Source organism: Hyphomonas sp. CACIAM 19H1, from assembly GCF_003325995.1.
In the GTDB taxonomy this organism is placed as follows: domain Bacteria; phylum Pseudomonadota; class Alphaproteobacteria; order Caulobacterales; family Hyphomonadaceae; genus Hyphomonas; species Hyphomonas polymorpha.
The window spans coordinates 1,488,610-1,510,196 of record NZ_CP016437.1 but is presented as its reverse complement, the minus strand read 5'-3'; the positions used below and the strand labels follow the sequence as shown (position 1 = coordinate 1,510,196).

General features: G+C 58.3%; 17 protein-coding genes. 15 read left to right on the top strand and 2 right to left on the bottom strand.

Annotated features, from left to right (window positions below; translation table 11 throughout):
• The first annotated feature begins 49 nt into the window (after positions 1 to 49).
• The 12 genes from BBF93_RS07105 (at position 50) to BBF93_RS07050 (ending at position 15,049) form a co-directional block, all read left to right on the top strand.
• Positions 50 to 1,186, top strand: a complete 1,137-nt coding sequence (locus tag BBF93_RS07105) for a CDP-alcohol phosphatidyltransferase family protein (protein ID WP_233349305.1) — start codon at positions 50 to 52, stop codon at positions 1,184 to 1,186.
• Between the two features lie 5 nt (positions 1,187 to 1,191).
• Positions 1,192 to 1,881 (top strand): HAD family phosphatase, encoded by a 690-nt coding sequence (locus BBF93_RS07100; RefSeq protein ID WP_051612343.1) that lies wholly within the window; start codon positions 1,192 to 1,194, stop codon positions 1,879 to 1,881.
• On the top strand, positions 1,878 to 2,597 hold the full coding sequence (locus BBF93_RS07095; protein ID WP_035595704.1) for a sugar phosphate nucleotidyltransferase: 720 nt from the start codon (positions 1,878 to 1,880) through the stop codon (positions 2,595 to 2,597). Before BBF93_RS07100 ends, BBF93_RS07095 begins: the two co-directional genes overlap by 4 nt.
• A gap of 130 nt (positions 2,598 to 2,727) precedes the next feature.
• The gene (locus BBF93_RS07090; RefSeq protein ID WP_162786464.1) at positions 2,728 to 3,729 is read left to right on the top strand and encodes a glycosyl transferase; all 1,002 of its coding nucleotides are present in this window, start codon (positions 2,728 to 2,730) and stop codon (positions 3,727 to 3,729) included.
• Positions 3,730 to 3,812: 83 nt separating this feature from the next.
• Positions 3,813 to 4,550 carry an ImuA family protein gene (locus BBF93_RS07085; protein ID WP_114105460.1) on the top strand — a complete coding sequence of 246 codons (738 nt, stop codon included), beginning with the start codon at positions 3,813 to 3,815 and terminating at the stop codon, positions 4,548 to 4,550.
• Complete coding sequence (locus tag BBF93_RS07080) at positions 4,444 to 6,051, top strand: DNA polymerase Y family protein (RefSeq protein ID WP_370454414.1); 1,608 nt, start codon at positions 4,444 to 4,446, stop codon at positions 6,049 to 6,051. Before BBF93_RS07085 ends, BBF93_RS07080 begins: the two co-directional genes overlap by 107 nt.
• The gene (locus BBF93_RS07075; RefSeq protein WP_114105459.1) at positions 6,048 to 9,308 is read left to right on the top strand and encodes an error-prone DNA polymerase; all 3,261 of its coding nucleotides are present in this window, start codon (positions 6,048 to 6,050) and stop codon (positions 9,306 to 9,308) included. The genes BBF93_RS07080 and BBF93_RS07075 overlap by 4 nt, the downstream gene beginning before the upstream one ends.
• A 190-nt stretch (positions 9,309 to 9,498) precedes the next feature.
• Positions 9,499 to 9,948, top strand: a complete 450-nt coding sequence (locus BBF93_RS07070) for a 2'-5' RNA ligase family protein (protein WP_114105458.1) — start codon at positions 9,499 to 9,501, stop codon at positions 9,946 to 9,948.
• Between the two features lie 264 nt (positions 9,949 to 10,212).
• Positions 10,213 to 11,142: an SGNH/GDSL hydrolase family protein gene (locus BBF93_RS07065; RefSeq protein ID WP_114105457.1), complete on the top strand. Its 930-nt coding sequence runs from the start codon at positions 10,213 to 10,215 to the stop codon at positions 11,140 to 11,142.
• Between the two features lie 61 nt (positions 11,143 to 11,203).
• Complete coding sequence (locus BBF93_RS07060; protein WP_162786463.1) at positions 11,204 to 12,499, top strand: SGNH/GDSL hydrolase family protein; 1,296 nt, start codon at positions 11,204 to 11,206, stop codon at positions 12,497 to 12,499.
• Between the two features lie 157 nt (positions 12,500 to 12,656).
• On the top strand, positions 12,657 to 13,916 hold the full coding sequence (locus BBF93_RS07055) for a sugar MFS transporter (protein ID WP_035595709.1): 1,260 nt from the start codon (positions 12,657 to 12,659) through the stop codon (positions 13,914 to 13,916).
• Positions 13,917 to 13,924: 8 nt separating this feature from the next.
• Positions 13,925 to 15,049, top strand: coding sequence for a hypothetical protein (locus tag BBF93_RS07050; RefSeq protein WP_035595711.1), 1,125 nt, complete (start codon positions 13,925 to 13,927; stop codon positions 15,047 to 15,049).
• Between the two features lie 9 nt (positions 15,050 to 15,058).
• Here BBF93_RS07050 and BBF93_RS07045 read toward each other — a convergent pair whose 3' ends face one another.
• A complete protein-coding gene (locus tag BBF93_RS07045) occupies positions 15,059 to 16,063 on the bottom strand; it encodes a LacI family DNA-binding transcriptional regulator (protein ID WP_035595845.1) in 1,005 nt (334 codons plus the stop codon).
• A 584-nt stretch (positions 16,064 to 16,647) separates the two neighbouring features.
• Between BBF93_RS07045 and BBF93_RS07040 the strand changes: the two genes are divergently transcribed.
• The 3 genes from BBF93_RS07040 (at position 16,648) to BBF93_RS07030 (ending at position 19,768) form a co-directional block, all read left to right on the top strand.
• Entirely contained in the window at positions 16,648 to 17,562 is a 915-nt protein-coding gene (locus BBF93_RS07040) for an alpha/beta hydrolase (protein WP_114105455.1), read from the top strand.
• Between the two features lie 46 nt (positions 17,563 to 17,608).
• The gene (locus BBF93_RS07035) at positions 17,609 to 18,757 is read left to right on the top strand and encodes an alpha/beta hydrolase (protein ID WP_233349303.1); all 1,149 of its coding nucleotides are present in this window, start codon (positions 17,609 to 17,611) and stop codon (positions 18,755 to 18,757) included.
• A 114-nt stretch (positions 18,758 to 18,871) separates the two neighbouring features.
• A complete protein-coding gene (locus tag BBF93_RS07030; RefSeq protein ID WP_114105454.1) occupies positions 18,872 to 19,768 on the top strand; it encodes an ROK family protein in 897 nt (298 codons plus the stop codon).
• Between the two features lie 100 nt (positions 19,769 to 19,868).
• Here the strand turns inward: BBF93_RS07030 and BBF93_RS07025 are convergent, their stop codons facing one another.
• Positions 19,869 to 21,254, bottom strand: a complete 1,386-nt coding sequence (locus BBF93_RS07025) for a neutral/alkaline non-lysosomal ceramidase N-terminal domain-containing protein (RefSeq protein ID WP_233349302.1) — start codon at positions 21,252 to 21,254, stop codon at positions 19,869 to 19,871.
• Positions 21,255 to 21,587 lie beyond the last annotated feature (333 nt).

The following is a 21,587-nucleotide window of genomic DNA, read 5'->3' as shown; positions in this document are numbered from 1 at the left end:
TTCGGGTTTGAGCCCACCTTCAACTAAACATCTTAGAGTTATTCGCCCTATGACACCAAACGCCGTCTCGGTTCGCCTGCTTGGGGAATTGCCGTCAAAGCTCTGGGGGCTGGATCTCCGCGAATGGCAGCGCCGCGCCTGGACGAAGGCGGGAGCCGCAGGCGTGGATCAAGCGGAAAGCCGTCTGCTGGCAGGCCTTGAATGGGTGCTGTCGCCGTCGCTCCAGAGAAACCTGCTGGCCCAGCCCGGCGCGGCGCTGCTGGCGCCAGCGGTGGATAACACGGGCGAGCAGTTGGTTGCCATCCACTTGCCCGAAGCGGCTGACGCCAGCACATTTCTGGCGTTGTTCGAAAACCCGGTCGCAGACCGTGAGACGCTGAAGTCAGCTGGCCTCACTCCGGGCGACATGCATGACTTTGCCGATGCTTATAACAAGAGCCTGCGCAAACGGGAGGTGCCGTACGTTCTGTCGATGCGCACCGAGAAAGCCATCGACATAGAGCGGGTACTGTTCAAGGGCTCCTACAAGGGCGTGACCGATCTGGTGACCAAGTATGCGTGGCCTGTGCCGGCGTTTCATATCACGCGCCTTTGCGCTTTCCTGCGTATTTCGCCCAACACCGTGACCACAGCCAGCCTGGCTTTCGTCATACTAGCCTTCTGGCTGTTCTGGAATGGCGCTTGGGCGGCCGGTCTCGCGGCAGCCTGGATCATGACATTCCTGGACACGGTGGACGGCAAACTCGCGCGCACCACGATGACCTATTCGAACTGGGGCAATATTTATGATCACGGGATCGACCTGATCCACCCGCCCTTCTGGTACTGGGCCATCTTCGTCGGTCTGCAGGGCACGGACGATGGGCCTTCGCAGACGCTGTTGGCCGGATCGCTGGCGATGATCCTTGCGGGGTATCTTCTCAACCGGCTGGAGGAAGGGGAGTTCATCCGGCGCTTCGGATTTCACATTCATGTCTGGCAACCCATCGACAGTTTCATGCGTGAGATCACCGCGCGCCGGAATCCCAACATGCTGATCTTCATGGCAGCGGTCATGCTCGGCCAGCCTGGATGGGGCTTCATCGCCATTGGTGTTTGGACATTTATCTGCCTGCTCTTCCACGGGGGACGGCTGGTGCAGGCGATGGCCCAGAAATCGAAACCCGCATCCTGGCTGGAGGCCTGAAAATCATGCCAACGATCGCCATCTTTGATCTCGACAAGACGATCACACGGGCCCCGACATGGACCCGTTTTCTGATTTTCGTGAATCGGAAACGGCCGGCATTCCTGCTCCATCTTGCCCGCATCCTTGTGCAGGCGGCAGGCTACAAACTTGGATTGGTGAGCCGGGACTCCGTGAAGGTGGTGAGCCTCAGATCACTCTCCCATCTCTCCAGAGAGGAACTGGAAGCCGCAGCCACGGCCTTCATTGTGCGAGAGGTCCACTCCGGGCTCCGTCCAGGCGCTGTAGAGGCGATCCGCTGGCACGCTGCGCGGGGTGACCGGCTGATCATAGCAACAGCTTCGGTTGATCTTGTCGCCGATGAACTTGCGCGCGCGCTGGGTTTTCATGAGGTCATCGCGACGCGGCTGGACTGGTCGGCGGAGGGCGAGGCCCCAGCTCCGCGGCTCTCGGGCGCCAATTGCTATGGCGCAGAAAAGCTCAAGCGCATCGAGGCACACGGAATCGAGCGCGTGTCCTTTGCCTATAGCGATCACGTTTCCGATCTCGATATGCTTCTGAATTCCGATCATGGAATTGCGGTCAATCCGTCTTCCGGATTGCGGAAGGCAGCGCGCGAAATGAACCTGACAATCGCAGACCTGAATTTGCCTGAAATCGGTTTCCTCTCGGAAGAAGTGAGCACCTCCAAATGAAAGCTATTCTCCTGAGTGCTGGTCGCGGATCGCGCCTTTTGCCTCTCACGGAATCCCGCCCGAAATGTCTTTTGCCGGTGCAGGAAACCACGCTGCTGGGGTATCAGCTGAATACCCTTGAGGCGGCCGGCATCCGGGACGTGACAGTGGTGACCGGGTTTCTTCCTGATCTGGTGGAAGCAGAGCTTGCGGGCCGCAGCGGCCCCTTGAAGGGGAGCCCGTTCTTCAACCCGTTTTTCCAGGTGGCCGACAATCTTGCGAGTTGCTGGATGGTTCGGGAACGGATGGATGACGACTTCCTCCTGATCAACGGGGACACATTATTCAAGCTGGACCTGATCGAGAAAGTGATTGCCGCACCAGCCGCGCCAATCCTGGTGACGATTGACCAGAAGGAAAGCTATGATCTGGACGACATGAAGGTAACGCTTTCCGGCACGTCCCTCACGGCCATCGGCAAAACGCTTTTGCCGAGCGAAACTGACGCCGAATCCATTGGAATTCTGCGCTTCAAGGGAAGCGGGCCAATGTTTTTCCGGAGCAAGCTGGAACAGATGATGCGCACACAAGATGGCGTTCAGGCCTGGTTTCTAAAGGCCATCAACGCCATTGCCAGCACCGAAGGCGGCGTCGAAACGGTTCTGATAAAGGGGCATCGTTGGGCTGAAGTGGACACGGTGGCGGATTTCGAGGGCTTGAAGAAAAACGGATTCTGACCCGGCCATGCCCCGCCTCCCTTCTCCTGGGCAACCTTCTTTTTCGCCTCGCATCCTTGTGCTGGCGATTGGCGAGGCGCACCAGCTGTTACACGTTCTCGGCGCCGCCAGAGAACTTGCTCGCACCGGGGTGAGTACGGATATCCTTGTCTCAACAGATTGGCACGAGCAGCTGATTGCAGCCCATGCGCCAGAGCTTTCCCGCAGCGTCTTGCGAACACCCCTGTTCTATGAGGGGCGGCCCCTCTATCAGTGCCCCCCTCGCCTGCCCAACCTTCTGCTGAACCTCGCGCGCATTTCCGGATACAATGCCATTCTGACACCCGAGCGCACATCGACGGCGCTGAAGAAAGTGCTCGGCAAGCAGTGCCCGAAGCTCATCCATATTCTTCATGGCGCGGGCGACCGGGAAAAAGGATATGAAGACCGTATACGGCTCTTTGATCTGGTTTTTGTTGCAGGCCAGAAGGATTATGACGCTTTCCTGAGCTATGGGTTGGCGACCGCTGAAACCTGCCATGTCATCGGCTATTGCAAGTTTGACGTGTTGCCACCTGGCCCACCGCGTTTCTTTGAGGATAACCGGCCAGTCGTACTCTACAATCCCCATTTCGATGCTGATCTCAGCTCATGGATGAGCTTTGGGCCCTCCTTGCTTGAAGCCTTTGCGAAGATGCCGGACTTCAATTTCATCGTCGCTCCCCATCTGAGGCTGCGCGGCAAAGGCAGGCGCCTGTTCGATAAACTCTCCCAATTATCTCAGGCGCCAAATCTGAGGTTTGATGGAGGCAGCATTCATTCCCTCAATATGGACTACACGCGCACAGCCGAGATTTATGTAGGAGATGTCAGCAGCCAGGTTTACGAGTTTCTGCAAACGCCGAAGCCTTGCGTCTTCTTGAATGCACATGACGCCCACTGGCGAGATAGTCCCTTCTATCGCCACTGGACTTTTGGCGAGGTTGCCAATTCTGCGGAGGAAGCCCTGCGCCTTATCTGCTCAGCAAAGGCTGAGCATCCAGGATTTCTGGCGCAGCAGGTGGCAGGCTTTGCCGCCGCCATCAATGCTGGGCCTGTCTCTGCGTCTGCCCGGGTGGCCGCGTTGATCCGGGATTTTCTGGGCCGGGCCTGACCATAACCATCGTTTAGACAACCCTTCCAGCTTTTCGCGGGCAAGGATATTGACTCGCACCCAAAAGAACAAAATAAGAACATATGGATCTTGTCACGCTCATATCCAAAGGCCTGGTTGGCCCTCTTACTGCCCCGCCAGCGCGGGAGGTGGAGTTTCCTTTTGGGCTGGGCACACACGGGCTGCATGAAATCGCCGAGGCCGCCTATGGGGACCGTGCCGCAACAACCGGCTTTCTGCTGGCCGCAGCCCCCCGCCCCTCCGGCAGGACTATCCTGCTATGGGTGACCCAGGCCAGCAGCGCGCGCGACATGGGGCGAGTTCCCGAAGCGGCCCTGCGTGAAGCCACCGGCGGCAAGGCCCGGCGGCTTGGCATTGTGACCCGCCATACCAGCGATGCGCTCTGGGCCATCGAGGAGGCGATTGTGTCTGGCGTCGTAAGCCATGTGATCGCGGAAGTGGACAGCGCAGACTTCACCGCAACCCGGCGCCTGACCCTTGCATCCGAACGCCACGGTGTACCGGTTACACTGCTTTTGCCACACACCTGCGAAGGGGCGACCGCCGCCGCCACTCGCTGGCGTGTCTGCCCTCAACCCTCAGCCCCCAACCGCTACGACGCCCGCGCACCCGGGCATGCCCGCTGGCGTGTCCATCTCGAACGCTGCCGCGCCGCTCCAGCCTTGGTGGGACAGGCTTTTGATCTGGAATGGAATGATGAGACGCTATCTCTCCTTATGGTTCCCGGAATGGTCACTGGATCGCCTGCGCCGGATGAGGCGTCGCCCCATCACGCCTTCCCAAATCGGAGAGCCGGCTAGGCTGCGGCCATTCATCCTGCATGAGAAATCTCCTCACGGACTTGTTGTGGCCGCAGCCAATCAGGCGGCGCTTGCAAGCGGCATTCATCCTGGCCTGCGTTTCACGGATGCCCGCGCCACCCTGCCCGATATTGCTGCCGAAGAGGTTGACCGGGAGGGCGACCGAAAATCTCTCGCCGCGCTAGCCGCCTGGATGGTCCGCTTCTCTCCCCTGGTCGCGCTTGAGGGGGAAGACGGGCTGATCCTGGAGATCACCGGTTGTGACCATCTGTTCGGAGGTGAAAGTAAAATGGCGGACGCGCTTTCCGTACGGCTCGCGCGGACAGGATATGGTCACCGGATCGGGATCGCCGGGACCCTCGGCGGGGCCTGGGCCCTGGCACATGCCGCCGCCGAAGAGGGACAGCCGGCCCTTCTTTCCAGCGGCGCGGAACGCGAAGGGCTTGCCCCGCTCCCTACAAGTGCCCTGCGCATTTCCGGAACTGCGATTACACTGCTCCGCCGGTTTGGTCTGACACGCATCGGGCAGCTCTATGATATCGACCGCAAGGCACTCACGCGCCGTTTCAATTCGCGGCAGGCGGCAGATGCAGTTACGCTCCGTCTGGATCAGGCGCTTGGTCTCCGATCAGAACCTTTCATGCCATTTCGTCCGTCGCCGGATCATTTTGCAAGACTTGCCTGCCCCGAGCCGCTGACAGATGCTGCGGGGATAGATGCCGGCCTGATAAAGCTCACCGAAGAGCTTTGCAGCGACTTGTCCGCCGATGGACTTGGCGCACAAACCTTTCTGTTTCAGGCATTCCGCTCCGACGGAGAAATGAGCTCCATACGGGTCAACGCGGCCCGTCCCGTTCGCTCGGTGGAACATATTTTGCGGCTTTTCAGCGAAAAAATCTGCCAGATTGATCCTGGATTTGGAATTGATCTTCTGCTTCTGGAAGCTTCCAGAACAGGCCCAATGACCGCAGGTAGCCGCCCACTCTCGGGCGACCTTTCCGGGACCGACCTTGACGAGGAAGCGCTCTCGGCGCTTGCCGATCGCATCAACGCCCGTATTGGCGAAGGGACTGTCACCATCACACTGCCAGAAGCGCGGCATCCCGTTCTGATGGCGGAAAAGACCGTGCCCTTTGCGGGACAGGGTATGGAGGGGGCTTTACCGCCTGATAACCTGCCCGGCCTGCGCCCAGCACGCCTGTTTGCGCAGCCTGAACGAGTAGAGGTGATTGCGGAAGTGCCGGATGGGCCCCCTCTTCGCTTTGTCTGGCGACGCAAGGTCCGGCGGGTTGTCCGCGCCGATGGGCCAGAACGTATTGCGCCGGAATGGTGGGCCTATTTACCGGCACAGGCCGGCACCGCTTCCGCCCTGCCGCGAACCCGGGACTATTACCGTGTGGAGGATGAAGACGGCCGGCGATACTGGGTCTACCGGAATGGGCTTTATGGTGATGGCCGCGGCGAAACGCCAGACTGGTTCGTTCAGGGACTATTTGCATGAGCGATTATGCCGAACTGGCCGTGACAACGAACTTCTCCTTTCTGCGGGGCGCCAGCCACGCACATGAATTGATAGCGCGCGCGGCTGAACTGAAGCTTGCCGCAGTGGGCGTGGCCGACAGGAATACCTTAGCCGGGGTGGTTCGTGCCCATGTGGCGGCGCAGGAAGTGGGGCTGCGGATCGTGGTGGGGGCGCGCCTGGTGCCGGAAGATGGCCCGGAAATCCTGGCTTACCCAATGGACAGAGCGGCCTATGGCTGTCTTTCTCGCCTGCTGTCGGAGGGTAAATTTCGGGCACCGAAGGGAGAGTGCCACATCACGGTTGCGGATATCCTGAAGGCCAGCGAGGGGATGATCCTGATTGTCATGCCGCCAGATATTCCCTCTGCAGATTTTCTGCTCATGCTGGGAAAAATTGCCAAATCCGCACCGGGGCGAACATATCTGGCAGCGCGCTACACTTATACCGGCCGCAATCATGAGCGCCTCTCTCGTCTGGCACAAATTGCAAACCAGACCGGCGCAATGATGATCGCCACAAATGATGTGCTTTATCATGTGCCGGAGAGACGCCCCCTGCAGGATGTCCTGACCTGTATTCGGGAACACCACACGGTCGAAACGGCTGGCTTTCTGCTCGAAGCGAACGGAGAGCGGCATCTCAAGGACGCGGCGGAGATGGTTCGTCTGTTCAAGGGATTTGAGCATGCAATTGCCCGCTCAATCGAAGTTCTTGAGCGCTGCCGGTTTAGCCTGGACGAGCTTTCCTATGAATATCCTGATGAGCCCGTTCCGTCCGGCTCCTCACCGCAGGAACACTTGGAACGCCTCACCTGGGAAGGCGCCAGGGTGCGCTATCCAGAGGGTGTTCCGGAAAAAGTTACGAGTCAGATCCACAGCGAGCTGAAGACCATCAGCCAACTTTCCTATGCACCATATTTCCTGACCGTAAACGATATCGTCCGCTGGGCACGCAATCAGGGAATCCTCTGTCAGGGACGCGGCTCGGCAGCCAATTCTGCCGTCTGTTACTGCCTGGGCATTACAAGTGTTGATCCCACAATGACCAAGCTTCTCTTCGAGCGCTTTCTTTCTCCCGAAAGGAAGGAACCACCGGACATTGATGTGGACTTCGAGCATGAACGCAGGGAGGAAGTCATTCAGTATGTCTACGAACGATATGGCCGTCATCGCGCGGCACTGACCGCCACCGTTATTTCCTATCGTTCGCGATCCGCCATCCGGGAAGTCTGCAAGGCTCTGGGGCTTAGCGATGATATTTCAGCGGCCCTTGCAAATGGCGTTTGGGGCAGTTGGAGTGATACCCTGCCCGACAAGCGCATTGCCGAAGCCGGACTGGATCCAGGCAACCCTCTGATCCGGCGCGCGGTTCAACTGGCGCGTCAGCTGCTCGGTTTTCCCCGGCACCTCTCCCAGCATGTTGGCGGATTTGTTCTGACACGCGGCCCTTTGATCGAAACCGTCCCGATCGGCAATGCGGCCATGAAAGACCGCACCTTCATCGAATGGAACAAGGACGATATCGACGCTCTCGGGATCATGAAGGTGGATGTGCTCGCCCTCGGCATGTTGACCTGTATCCGCAAGGCATTCGACCTTCTGGAAACACACAAGGCCATCACGCACTCGCTCGCCAGTATCGAACAGGGCGACGAGGCGACTTATGACATGCTGTGCAAGGGAGACAGCATAGGCGTGTTTCAGGTGGAAAGCCGCGCTCAGATGGCGATGCTTCCGCGGCTGAAACCGCGGACTTACTATGATCTGGTAATCGAGGTCGCCATCGTGCGGCCGGGCCCCATACAGGGCAACATGGTTCATCCCTATCTGCGCCGCCGTAAGGGAATTGAAACCGTCACCTATCCAAGCCCCGCCCCGGACAAAGGACCCGCGGATGAACTTCAGTCGATCCTCAGCCGGACACTGGGGGTCCCCCTGTTCCAGGAGCAGGCGATGCAAATCGCCATTGATGCGGCGAAATTCACGCCAGACGAAGCCAATGGATTGCGGCGGGCGATGGCAACTTTCCGGAATGTTGGAACCATACATCAGTATGAGGAAAAGCTGGTTTCCAAACTCATTGACCGGGGATATGACCCTGTTTTCGCGAAGTCATGCTTTGAGCAGATCAAGGGGTTTGGGGAATATGGCTTCCCGGAAAGCCATGCGGCCTCGTTCGCCTTGCTGGTCTATGTTTCCTCCTGGATAAAATGTCACCACCCGGACGTTTTCTGCGCCGCCCTCCTCAACAGTCAGCCAATGGGATTCTATGCGCCGGCGCAGATCGTTCGAGACGCGCAGGAACATGGGGTTGAGGTACGCCCTGTCGATGTGAATTATTCCGATTGGGACAACACCCTTGAGCCCATGGAAGACTGCAGCGGCATTTTTGCTGTGCGCCTCGGTTTCCGACAGGTGGACGGGCTCAGCCAGGCTGATATGGAGCGCCTGATGATGTGCCGGGGGGCGGGCTACGCAACGCCTGAGGAACTGATGCGGCGCGCGCGCCTGCCCAGATCAGTTGCAGAGCGGCTGGCGGCAGCAGATGCTTTTGGCTCGATGGAGCTCTCCCGCCGCGCGGCCTTATGGAAAGTGCGGGGTGAACCTTCCCAGCATGGCCTTCCCCTCTTCGCCGCCGCGCATCTTGCCGAACAAGGCCCCGAAGCGGCGGTGGAACTCCCCCGAGTGCCATCTTCAGAGCATGTTCTTCAGGATTATCAGACCACCCGGTTGTCTCTGAAAAATCATCCGATGCACTTCTTGCGCCCTCTGCATCAGCAGCGGGGCCTCATTAGCACAAAGGCTGCGACCTCTCTTTCCAGCGGGCGCCGGGTGGAAACATCCGGTATCGTCCTGGTGCGTCAACGGCCAGGCACTGCCAGCGGCGTTGTGTTTGTTACCCTGGAGGACGAAACCGGAATTGCCAATCTGGTTGTCTGGCCACGGGTGATGGAACGGTTTCGTGCAGTGGTCATGCGTTCACGGATTATCCACGTGAAAGGCCGGGTTCAGACAGCCGACAATGTAACCCATATTGTTGCCGAGCAGTTGATCGATTGCACAGGTGAACTGAATCTCCTCTCGGAAGATACCTTACGCGATCCGCTGAAGGGTGTGCTCGCGCGGTCGGATGAAGTCGTCCGCCCGATCGCGGAACGCAAAGGGCCGCCCCAAAGAACAGCAGGCGTTCATCCGCGCGATGTTCGTGTAATCCCGCGCAGTCGCGATTTTCACTGATGTCGAGAGGGCCGCCTGAAATTCAGCCGGCCCACGGGATAAGCAGCATGTCACGCGCCTCATACTTTCACCCCCCGCCGGATGGCGTAGTGCCTGAGCCCATTCCTTTCTTCGCCGTCATGTCATGGCGCCCACATGCGCACATTCGCTACTGGCGGAGAAAAGCGCCCAATTCCGAGACCAGTATGCAATGCAAGGCGCGCCGATCACGCCTGACCGCTGGCATATCTCGCTGTACCCTGTCTTCAGGGGACCGCACCTTCCGCCCGAGGTGATCGCGTCATCAACGATGATTGGCGAAGCGCTGCGCTTCGAACAATTCGAACTCAAACTCGACAGGGTCATGAGTTATCAGAACAAGAGACGAAAGAAACCGTTCGTCGTATGCGCGCAGCAACCGTCGATGCATATAGACCGTCTTGTCAGGCTCATGGTTGAAACTTTTGCCGTCCTTTCAGGAGGGCCTCCCCGCGCTGCCAGCAGGATCAGCCCTCACATTACGCTGGTATGGGACAGGAAGATTATCCCCTCGCAGGCGATTGATCCCATCACAATACCGGTCACGGAAATCGCGCTTGTCCACAGCCATGTCGGTCAATCCCGATACGAATTTCTGGGGCGTTGGGCATTGGTTCCCTGACGGGTTCGCGGTCATCGCGAGCAAAGGACCTCCACGTCATCCCAAGACTGCCCCAACGGCACCCCGTCCTGGAATCACGCCTCATTACGCCAAGCACGCCGTTGGCGTAGGAAGGTATTGAAACTTCGCCACGACCAGAATACAAACGTTTGCGTAATAATGAGGTCAGGCGGTTTTGGGGTGTGTCGGTTCGGCGCCCCCATCCTCCGGGCACTCTGGATAAAATAAGCTGCGCAACGCAGCGCATGCCGGGAGGAACTGGAATTGGTTGCCACGCACAAACACCTTTCGCCGTTCCGCAATCTGGATGCTGGCCCACGCGCCTCAAAGGTCGCTGGACGCAGTCTTGTCCTCCTCGCCTCTTTCGCCGCCCTTACGGGGTTGGCTGGCATCTGCGAAAGCGTTCCAAACGCGCAGCCCCCAGAGGGTCAGCAGATATGCGCACAACTGAATTCCGGTGCCCGCGCATTCCTGGATGAGCTGATCCTTGACATGCTCGATCCCGAAAGTGATTTCAGCCACCTTAATTATCTCGGCGAGCCTGAAATGAAGGAGATTCAGTCTCTGGACATGGACCGCCGGAAGAGTGACTGGGGTAATCTCTGTCAGTACAGAGATGATAATATGATCCTCATGACGGGGCCCGCACCGAAGGTCGTCTTCCTTGGGGATTCGATTACCGAATTCTGGAGCATCGGCGATCCGGATCTGTTTGAGCAAGGCTTCATCAATCGCGGCATCAGCGGCCAGACTTCCTCACAGATGCTGGTACGGTTCTGGCAGGATGTCATCCGATTGCAGCCTGAAGTGGTCCACATCATGGCCGGCACCAATGATCTGGCAGAGAACACCGGATATGTCAGCGATGAGGCTTTCAAGGGCAACATCGAGGCAATGGTCACTCTGGCGCGCAGCCATGGAATTGGCGTGATCCTGGCAAGCATTCCGCCCGCAGGATCCTTCGGCTGGCGCCCGGACCTCAATCCACCCGAAAGAATTTCAGCTCTGAATCAATGGATTGAAGAGTACTCTGCACAAAACGGCCTGGTTTTTGTGGATTACCATAGCCTGCTGACGGACGATGGCGCGAAAATGTCAGAAAACCTCACACACGATGGGGTCCACCCGCATCGGGAGGGATATGCCCGCATGCACGAAGCCGCCCTGCAGGCGATTGCCAAAGCGCAGAAGTAAACTCTGCCATCGCCTGGAAAGCCGATTACCCATCCGTTCACGTCCCATCTCGGAGAAGCAAATGTCCGCCCTTGTTATACGCCCCGGAAGTGCTCCTCACTGGTTGTCAGGCCTGCTGGCGGGCGCCGCGCTTTTGCTGGCGGCATGCCAGACTGCGCCACACCCGCACATGACCACCGAGAACCAGCACTCAAAGCAAAACTGGGTGGCAACGTGGGCCAGCAGTCCCTCGCTTCCTCTCGCTGCTGAAGCTGCACCGCCCGGGATGACCCCGGTACTTCTGGAGGGAACCGTTCGCCAAGAAATGAGGGTTAGCGCTGGCGGCGAGCGTGTCCGTATCGTTCTGGATGGGGGCGCGAGTGTCTCCCGGGTGTCCATCGGCGCCGCGACCATTGCCCTGGTCAAAGAAGGCCGGATAGACACTGCAAGCCTGCAACACCTTACCTTCTCCGGAGCTCCGGACGGGCTTGTCCTCGCCGCAGGCGCGCCACTCTGGAGCGATCCGGTGGCGCTTTCCATTCCGGATGGCGGCGTCGTCTCGGTCAGTTTGTATCTTCTGGAGCCTATTCAGGTTCCTCAGGCGGACCCGCAATTGATCGTTGAAGTGGCGCCGGGCGGCGACCAGACGGCCGCTGCCGAGTTGACAGACAGCAGACGCGTGGTGGCCCGGCCGCTGTTGACCACGATCCATGTGGATAATCCTGAGGTGGACCGCGTCATTGTCGCTTTCGGCGACTCGATCACCGATGGAACCGGAAGCCGGGATCCTCTCATGCGCGGCTGGCCGGATTACCTGGCCGAGCGTATGCGGGCTGAGGGTATGAAGAACGTCGCCATCATCAACCACGGCATCGGTGGAAACCGCCTTCTCCAAGACAGCGTCGGCCAGAGCGCCCTTGCAAGACTTGATCGCGATGTTCTGGCGATGCCAGGCGTCACGGACCTGATTCTTCTGGAAGGCATCAACGATCTTGGACTGAGCGGCCTCACGCTGCCAGGAATGCACGAGCCCTTTCCTGCTGTGGAAGCTAAAGACATCATCGCGGCTTACACGCAGATTATCCAGCGCGCCCACACCCGGGGAATCCGGGTAATCGGAGCCACCCTGACGCCGGACCTCGGCTCCCCCTTTCCCGGCTACGCAACAGAGGAAAAGGATGTGATCCGTAATGAGATCAATGAATGGATCCGCAATAGCGGCGCTTTTGACGCCATTATCGACTTCGACACTGCGGTGCGCGATCCTGAGAACCCTGCTTATCTGTTGAAGGCCTATGACGCAGGAGACCGCATTCACCCCTCTGATGCAGGCTACAAAGCCATGGCGGCCGCAATAGACCTTGATCTCTTTCGTTAGAGCCTTGGGCCCAGGGGTATCAAAGCCCCTCCCCACGCCGCCGGGAAAAAGCGTAACTTTGAAGAATGGGGCTGCAGAATATGGACAGCCAAGTCCGGAAAAAAATTTGCAATCGATTGCACTGCGTCTACCATCAGATGAAGGCGAGGATCCAAGAATGACTGTCTCCAACAGCTCTGCAGCAGCCATAGACCGGCCGGCAAGCCGCTACGGGTTGGTCACTGGCCTGACCTACGCCATGTTCTTCATGTTCGCGATGACAACCGATGCAGTTGGCGAAATCATCAGCATAGCCAAAGTGGAACTAAGCCTGTCGAATACTGAGGCCAGCCTGTTCCATTGGGCCACAATGGTGGGCATTGCGCTCAGCGGAATTCTGCTTGGATTCCTCGCAGATTTTCTCGGCCGGAAGAATGCGATTGTTCTGGGGCTCGCCATCTACGGAATTTCGTCCGCCGTTTTTTTCAGCTCCAGCTCCTTCTCGTTCTATTTGGCGCTGCTGTTTGCAGGTGGCCTGGCGATCGGTATCTTCAAAACAGCCATCCTCGCCCTTATCGGCGACATATCCACCTCCACAAGCGACCACACCCGCCGCATGAATGCGTGCGAAGGTTTTTTTGCCATCGGCGCGATTGTTGGCCCACTGACCGTCGTTACGCTTGATTCTGCAGGCCTGTCCTGGCGTTGGCTCTATCTGCTCGCTGCCGCCATGTGCGGGGTCATGATCCTCGCCTCCCTGCGAACCCGCTTTCCCGCCCCTGTCCGCCAGGTGGAAACCCCAAAGGCGGATATGCTGAGCGCGGTTCGATTGATGGGTAACCGCCACGCCATGGGCTTCTCCCTTGCTATCGCTTTGTATGTCGCGTGCGAGGTCGCCATCTTCGTCTGGGCACCAACATTGTTTTCCGGCTACACGGGCACGCCACTGGCGATGGCAGTTGCAGCCTATGCGGTCATGATTTTCTTTGTCCTACGGGCTGTGGGCCGCTTTCTCGCGCTGTGGATTCTTCGGATTTTTGACTGGAAAGTCGTCATGTCGACGTTCACCGGCGCCATCTTTATCTGCTTCCTGCTCAGCACACTGTTCGGAAGAGATGTGGCTGTTTTCGCTCTGCCGCTCTCGGGGCTTTTCATGTCGATGATCTACCCCACCTTCAATTCGAAAGGCATCAGCTGCCTGCCTAAAGCCAAGCATGGTGCGGCCGCCGGCCTCATCCTTTTCTTCACCGCCGTCTCCGCTGCCTTCGCCCCTCTTCTCATGGGATATGTGAGTGACGTTGCCGGAAATGGCGACATGGCGGTTGGCTTTCACCTGGCTACCGTATTCGCGGCGCTTCTCTTTGCCTTGGCGCTCTACAATTTGATCGCAGATCCAGCTGGCGGCGCATTGGCCAACGCTGACTCCAGCGACTACTGAGTATCAGAATGACTCTTCAAAAGCCGGTTCCGGTTCCTCCGCCGTCCTCCCTTCTCTTTGAAAATGGTATTTCGCATCCAGACCTCTGGCTCTGGGACTCGTGGACAGCGGAAACGGGCGGCATAACTCATCTTTATTGCCTTGCCCTCAGCCGCAAAGACATTGAAGGAAGGCCGGTTCTTCACGAAGACCGCAATGACTATCCCTTCCATATACGCCATTTTTCATCCACTGATGCAGGCCGCACCTGGCAGGATCACGGGGCCTATCTATCCCCACAGACAATCGGAGATGGCGCATTCGCCCGCAACGTCTGGAGCGGTGGAATGCTTGCGCGCGCAGAAGATGATTGGCTGTGCGGCTTCACCGGATTGCGGGAAGCGGGGAAGGACAGACCCTTCCTGCAAACGATATGCCTTGGTCACTCACATAGCGGGTTCCGGCTGGATACACCGCCGACAACAGCCCTATCCTGCCCGGTGCGCGACTATGACAGCATCCGGTCTGCAGGATATTATCTGCCTACGAAGGATATGTTGGGCCATAAGGATGGCGAAGAGGGCGGCCCCATTCTCGCCTGGCGCGATCCCTTCATTGTTGCTGGCCCCGCCGACACCCTGGAAGTTTTCTGGTCTGCAAAAGTGTCATCAGTCCAAGGCACTGTAGCCCACGCGACCGTGACACAGAAAGGTAACGGCTTTCAGATTGAGAAGCTTCACCCGCCGATCCTCCTGCCCGATGCAGACTCTTTCACGCAGGCCGAAGTGCCCAAACTTTATTACGATCAGACGAGCTCAACCTGGTTCATGGTGATTTCTGCATGCGATCGGATCAATGAGAGCCAGCCCGCAGAAGAAGTTACAAAAGTTCTGCGCCTGTACAAGTCCACCTCGATGAGAGGCCCATGGGTCAGCGCGTTTGGCCGTGAAGACTCTCTCGTCCCTGGAACAGAACATCTCTTTGGCGCCAGCTTCCTGCCCAGCGCCTGTTCCAGCAATAGCATTACCCTGATTGCACCCTATACGGAATATGCTTCACCGGACCGGCAGCTGACCTTTGCCCCTCCGGTGTCGATCAATATCGGCGAAGCCCGCCAGACATCTCGGGAATCCTCAGAACAGGATTCGCACTGATATGCGCGATCAGGTGGAATGACGAATGATCAGTTCTGTCTTGGTGAAGCAGGAATTGGCGGTTCCGCCCTCCAGCTTTGCCAGCAGGAGTTCCACCAACATACGCCCGCCCTCGGCAATGTTCTGAGAAACAGTCGTAAGAGGCGGTGTCATCATGGATGACTGCCCGATATTGTCATAGCCCACGACCTTCACATCCTCGGGAATGCTGAGCCCCTCAGCCACCAGAGCATGCATGGCGGAATTTGCGAGAATGTCCGAACTGGCAAAGATGCCGTCTATCCGGTTACCCGCACGCAGAAATTCCAGAACCTGATCATAGGTGGTGCGCCCGCCGAAGTTCATGCGCAGCAGATAGGAAAGGTCATGAGCCACCCCCGACTCCTGGTGCGCCTTCTTGAACCCATCATAGCGGAGCTTAACTTCAGGCAGCCCGGGATCGCCGAGAAAGAGAATGTTTCTGGCCCCCCGGCTGAAAAGATGGGCCGCTGCGATATACCCGCCTTTGGCGTTATCACTGCCGACCGTTGTGTACTTGGCGCCCTTCATCCGTGCGCCCCAGACAACAAAGTTGGCATTTCGCGCGGCGAGATCGTTGAGGTGGGCGGCTCTTGCTGCCTGGCCAATAACGATAATCCCGTCGGCCCGGCCAGTATTGAGCAGGCGCTGTTCGGCGGCGTGGCTCGCTTCGCGCGGAACACTCACCACCAGATCGTAATCGAGTTCCGCAGCGGCCTGCGAGACACCGCCCACCATTTCCAGAAAGAAGGGATCGGACATCGTCTGATCCGTTTCCGGATTTAGCGGGATAACCATTCCCAGGGCGCGAGCCGACTTGCGCCGCAGGCTGCTTGCCGGAGCGTTGACAGCATACCCGACTTCGCTGGCAATCCTCTGAATCCGCTTGCGAGTGCTTTCCTTGACCACCGGACTGTCGCTCAATGCGCGCGAAACGGTCGAAATATCGACGCGCGCAATCTTCGCGAGTTCTATCATTGTGATCTTTTTGTTCATTTCGGGTCCCTGAAAACCAAGATATGCAATGAACCTGCCATGTGCCACGGTGCCAAACCTCCCTGCATCCGCAACAGATGCATAAGCGGTTGATGCCATTTGCGTTAAACCCTGACGCCCGCCGTCCGCATAGGATATTCCGCTCAGTCCATTTCGAATTTAGACACGATCCCAGTGAATGGCCAAGGGTCGATAGGCTCAAGAACACTCCCGGCGGACCCCAAAAAGCAGGGGTGAACACTATGAAATCACCAATACAAACGTTTGCACAAATGAAATTCTGATTGTAGTTTTTACCAGCATTTGAATGGGCGCCCCGGAAGACCTCACGTGGCAATCAACCGGACGCAGGCAAACAGAGACAAAACAGCATAGGCTGGCAAACCGGCTGGGAGGGAGGAAACATGGCCGCACGTTTGACAAGAAGGCAGTTTGGAATCGCAGGTATTGGCGCCGCTGGTGCCCTCACTTTGGGGACAGCGTCCTGCGCAGCCCTCGACCCAAAACCTGCCGTCCCTTCCCCACTGCTGGCGCGAGATCCTCTCAGTCATGTGGATCCAGAATTACGCGGGATTGCTGCGCGCATGATGGAGAATGGGCCGCCGCCAAGCTACTCGGCTGAAAGTCTCAAATCGGCGCGCGATTTCGGAGCAGCATTCGCGCCACCCCGCCTGCCGGACATTCCTGTCTCGGAAGTGTTTGCCCCCCTTCCGGGCGGCGAGCCGGATGTGAAGCTCTTCGTCGTCAATGCCAAGCCAGGAGCCGCTCGCCCCGCTATTTTGCACTCACATGGCGGCGGGTACATACTTGGAAAGGCCGCATGGGAGGTCGGGCATCTGCAGGCGCTCGCACGCGACCTCGACTGCGTGATCGTCAGCGTCGAATACAGGCTCGCCCCGGAAACACGCTATCAGGGCTCGATCGAGGACAACTATGCCGGCCTCCTGTGGCTCTACAAAAATGCGGAGCCAATCGGCGCCGATCCCACCCGCATCGCTCTGCTTGGCGAAAGCGCTGGAGGAGGCCATTCAGCCCTGCTGGCGATCACTGCGCGCGACCGGGGAGAAGTTCCTGTTGCCTTCCAGGCGCTCGTCTACCCCATGCTGGATGATCGCACGGGCAGTACACGCATGCCGCCGCCATTTATTGGCGCCTTCGGCTGGGATGCGCCCTCCAACCGGTTCGGATGGGAGGCGTTCCTGGGCCATCCACCCGGCGGCGGAAGTGTGCCGGCTGGGGGTGTTCCAGCCCGCATTGAAAACCTGACGGGACTTCCGCCCGCCTTTATCGGCGTAGGCGGGATTGACCTGTTTGTCAGCGAAGACATCGAGTATGGGCACAGGCTGATTGAGTCTGGTGTACCCGTTGAACTGGTCGTCGTTCCCGGCGCTTTCCATGGCTTTGACAGAATTGCCGCAGACACAACCATCGCCAAACGCTTCACCAAGGCGAAGGTAAACGCTTTGCGCCGGGCATTTGGCCAGCCGCAAGAGATATAAACTGAGCCTGTTTTCCATCCGCTCAAAGATAACATCGGAGGATCGAATGAAAGTCCTGTTCCTGGAACGCCACATGCCAGCGTGGCGCCTTCTGTGCCCACTTGTGGCATCATGCGCTGGCCTGCTCGCAGCGTGTACGCACCAGCCTCTCCCGCCGCCCCCGGAAACCAGCACTCAGGTAAGTGTGGATCCAGACGGGCTGGTGCATGTCCCGGCCATGTTGGTTCCGGTGTCCGAATATCTCAGCCCGGAGGGCAAGGCATATCTCATTGATCACCTGCTCACGATGAAGAATCCCGAACTGCTGAAGGAAGTTGAGGGCATCGGCGGCCCGGCATTCCTCAAGGGATATATTGACCGGCAGAGAGAGCTCTTCGCCGTCCAGAAGTCCGAAACCGAAATTGGCGGTGTTCAGGTTTACGATTACACGCCCTCAGAGGGCATCAAGCCAGAAAATCAGAACCGTGTGCTGATCAATTTGCATGGGGGCGGGTTCATAACTTGCTGGCCCGCCTGCGCCGAGGTGGAATCGATGCCTGTCTCCGCGCTGGGAGGCTACAGGGTTGTCGCGGTCAACTACCGCCAGGCACCCGAATACAAGTTCCCTGCCGCCAGTGAAGATGTCGCGGCCGTCTACACAGAACTCCTGAAAACCTATCCGGCAGAAAACATCGGTATCTTTGGCTGCTCGGCGGGCGGAATGCTGACCGGCATGTCGCTGGCCTGGTTTCAGAAGCATAACCTGCCGACGCCCGGCGCGGCCGGTATCTACTGCGCCGGATCGGCCGCGCCGGTCAACGGCTTCGGCGGCGACGCAAACTATACGGCCACGGCCATCGGCGAGGCACGCTTCATAGCCCCGCTGCGCCCAGCCGGCAGCGCTTCGGATGCTCCAAAGCGTTCAATGATGCCCTATCTTTCGGAGGTTGACCCGTACGACCCGCTCGTTGCGCCCGCTCACCATGACGAGATTCTGGCGGCCTTCCCCCCGACACAGATCATCACCGGCACCCGGGGATTTGAACTCAGCTCAGCTGTCTACACCCACAGCAGGCTGGTGAAGCTGGGCGTGAAGGCAGATCTGCATGTCTGGGAAGGCATGTTTCACGGCTTTTACAGCAATCCGGACGTTCCCGAATCCCAGGACGCCTACAAGGTGATGGTCGACTTCTTCGACGAGCACCTCGGAAAGTAGTTGCCGGGCCGAGTTTGACAGAGTCCCGCCGGTTTTATGGACCTAGCGGGCCCTACTCAGACTCACCCTATGACAAACACCACGAGCTCTCCACCTTGGACGGGATGATACAGCATGGTCGCAGAAACACGCGTGGCCGCAATTGAACTTGGCGGAACAAAATCCATCGCGATTTTGGCGGAGGGTAACACCGTGGTCGATCAGGTATCGGTTCCCACTACCACTCCGGAAGAAACGCTGCCCCACCTGCGCGACCAACTGAAAAGCTGGCACGCCGAAAAGCCCTTCTCGGCAATTGGGATTGCATCCTTTGGCCCCGTCCAGCTTCGACGACAAGCGGAGAACTTCGGAAGCATACTGAAAACCCCCAAACCATTCTGGACAAATGCCGATGTCGCGGGGGAACTTACGAGCCCTTTCGACTGCCCCTGGGCCATCGATACCGACGTGAACGGTGCGGCACTTGCCGAGTATCGCTGGGGCGCGGGACAAGGCTGCACCAGCATTTGTTACATCACAATTGGCACTGGCGTCGGCGGCGGGCTGGTTATCAATGGGCAACCAGTACATGGCTTCATCCATCCGGAAGTCGGGCATGTCCGCACACGCCGATCTCCCAATGACGCGTTCGCGGGCGCCTGCCCCTTCCATGGAGATTGTATCGAAGGGCTCGTTTCCGGCCCTGCCCTGGCAGCGCGTTTTGGGCGGCCGATGAGCGAAGTGAACGACGCAGATCCGCTCTGGATGCTTGTCGCCAACGACATCGCAGAACTGGTTTCCCTGCTGCTGCTGACCACATCAGCAGAGCGCGTATTGTTTGGTGGCGGCGTCAGCACCTCCCGGCCCTTTCTGCTTCCCTTGGTACAGAAACGCGCCCATGAGCTCCTGGCTGGATATCTTCCCATTCCGCAAACGGAAGATTTGTTTCCAATCGTCCGGCAAGCAGGACTTGGCAGCCTGGCGGGACCTCTGGGCGCGGTTGCGCTGGCTCACTCCGCACTCGGTATATGAAGCAGAATGCTGGCAAGCTACCACATACTGCCAGTTTCCAGGCCCGCCGGACAGGATCAGGGCGTGACCCTATCCGGCTTCCTGAACAGAGTGATGTAGATCAGTCGGCCGACGTCCCAGTATCTTCGATCAGGTCAAGGAATCCATTGACGATTGCCGTTTCAGCACAGCCTGGTTTTACCCGGGAAGAAACAACCTCAAAGGTGTTCTGAGCGAATGCCGCATCATTGGGAATGTACCCCGAGCGGGACATGCCATTGGTCAATGTCGCAACGATTGAGTTCTTGATGGGGGACTCCGCTTTGAACCGCTGGGCAATCATTGTGAAGATTTCCGCATCGATTCCCCCGATCACGGTGTCACCGATTCTCAGGAGGCTGAGCTTCATCGGTACGGAGTCGGCGTCCTCGTAAACACCCGCGTAACCGGCGCGCCCTTTATCAAGCCGGTTCCGCCCAGGGCAACTGACCGTCATCTGCGCCCCGGAAATCGAAGCCTGCGTCACCGGCCGCGCCAACCCGGAACGCAGAACATGAAGCACCTCTTCACCGAGCATCTGGCCCAGCGTGGCATTCATCTGCTTTTGTTGCTCCATCAGCATCGCCACTTTGGGATTTGACCTGTCCATCCCTTGCCCACCGGGAGGCATTGCGTTGCTGATATCCTCTCCGCGCGCGGCGAAGTCGGCAATTCGGATTTCCCTGAGATCATAAGTCTGCTGGAAAAAGATCGGGTTCTGGTCGCCAGCGGCACCATAGGAAAATACCGCAACCGCGTCTTCCCCAAGGGACTCCTCAATGTAACCGGATGCCGCGCCGGGAATATCACCGCTGATCAGATCAAGGTTGCCCGTGATCACCGGATGTACCGCGTAATTGTAGTATACCGCGATGGGGGCTCCATCGAGGGATTGGAAGCTCAGCACAGCGACAGTCTTGTCAGACGGTCCCTGATAGTTTGGCCCTTCCCACCAACGGCCGGTCGCCGGATCGATGATGTTTCTATTTACGTTGATGTAGGAGACACCCGTGCCCGAAGCCATTTTTGCGGGCTGAAGCGCGGCCGCAGCCTCTTCAACAGCCTGATACAACTGCTCCTCATAGCCCACGCTCCAGCCGAAGGGGACGCTGTGTGTATGGGTCGCCGTCAGAATGACCTGATTTGCCGGAATACCCAATTCTGCTTCAGCCTTGGTGGTAAGCCTCTGCCAGATCTCATTCGGTATGGCGCCGGCATCCACTGTCACCAGCGCCGCTCTTTGCGCGCCGTTCTCCAGCACAATTGCCCGGACATGAATGGGATCCAGAATGCCTGTGAATATCCCGGGCAGCTTATCGCCTGATGGCGTGATATCGACCTTGGACGCACCCGCTTTCAATACGGCTTCCTGCGCAAGAGACGCCGATAGTGGCGAGAATCCTGCAGCGATAGATATTGCGGCAACTGCGCTGCGCAGCGCGAAAACGCTTGAAGATATTTTGGTCAAGTGAGCCTCCCTGAGCGGATTTATTACAACCGTTTGCAAAACGCGTAAGGGCGTTACACGGACAACGCAAGTCAGAGACGGTGCCACAATCCGGTTTTGGCCCGTTGCCGGGAATGATCCGTCCCCTGATTCTGCGCCCGATGAGGCGCTCAATGCTGCGCTGCGCCATTATATCTGCAGCTAAGGCTTGGCTTGGGCATTCCTCGGGTACGCAGAAACCGGCGAGCACAGCCCGCCACCGAACAACAGTTGCAAATGCAACACTCGGGTCAGTTTATTTGCTGTTCCATCTTGGAATAGCTTGACGAGCGCGCTATGCAAACGTTTGTATAG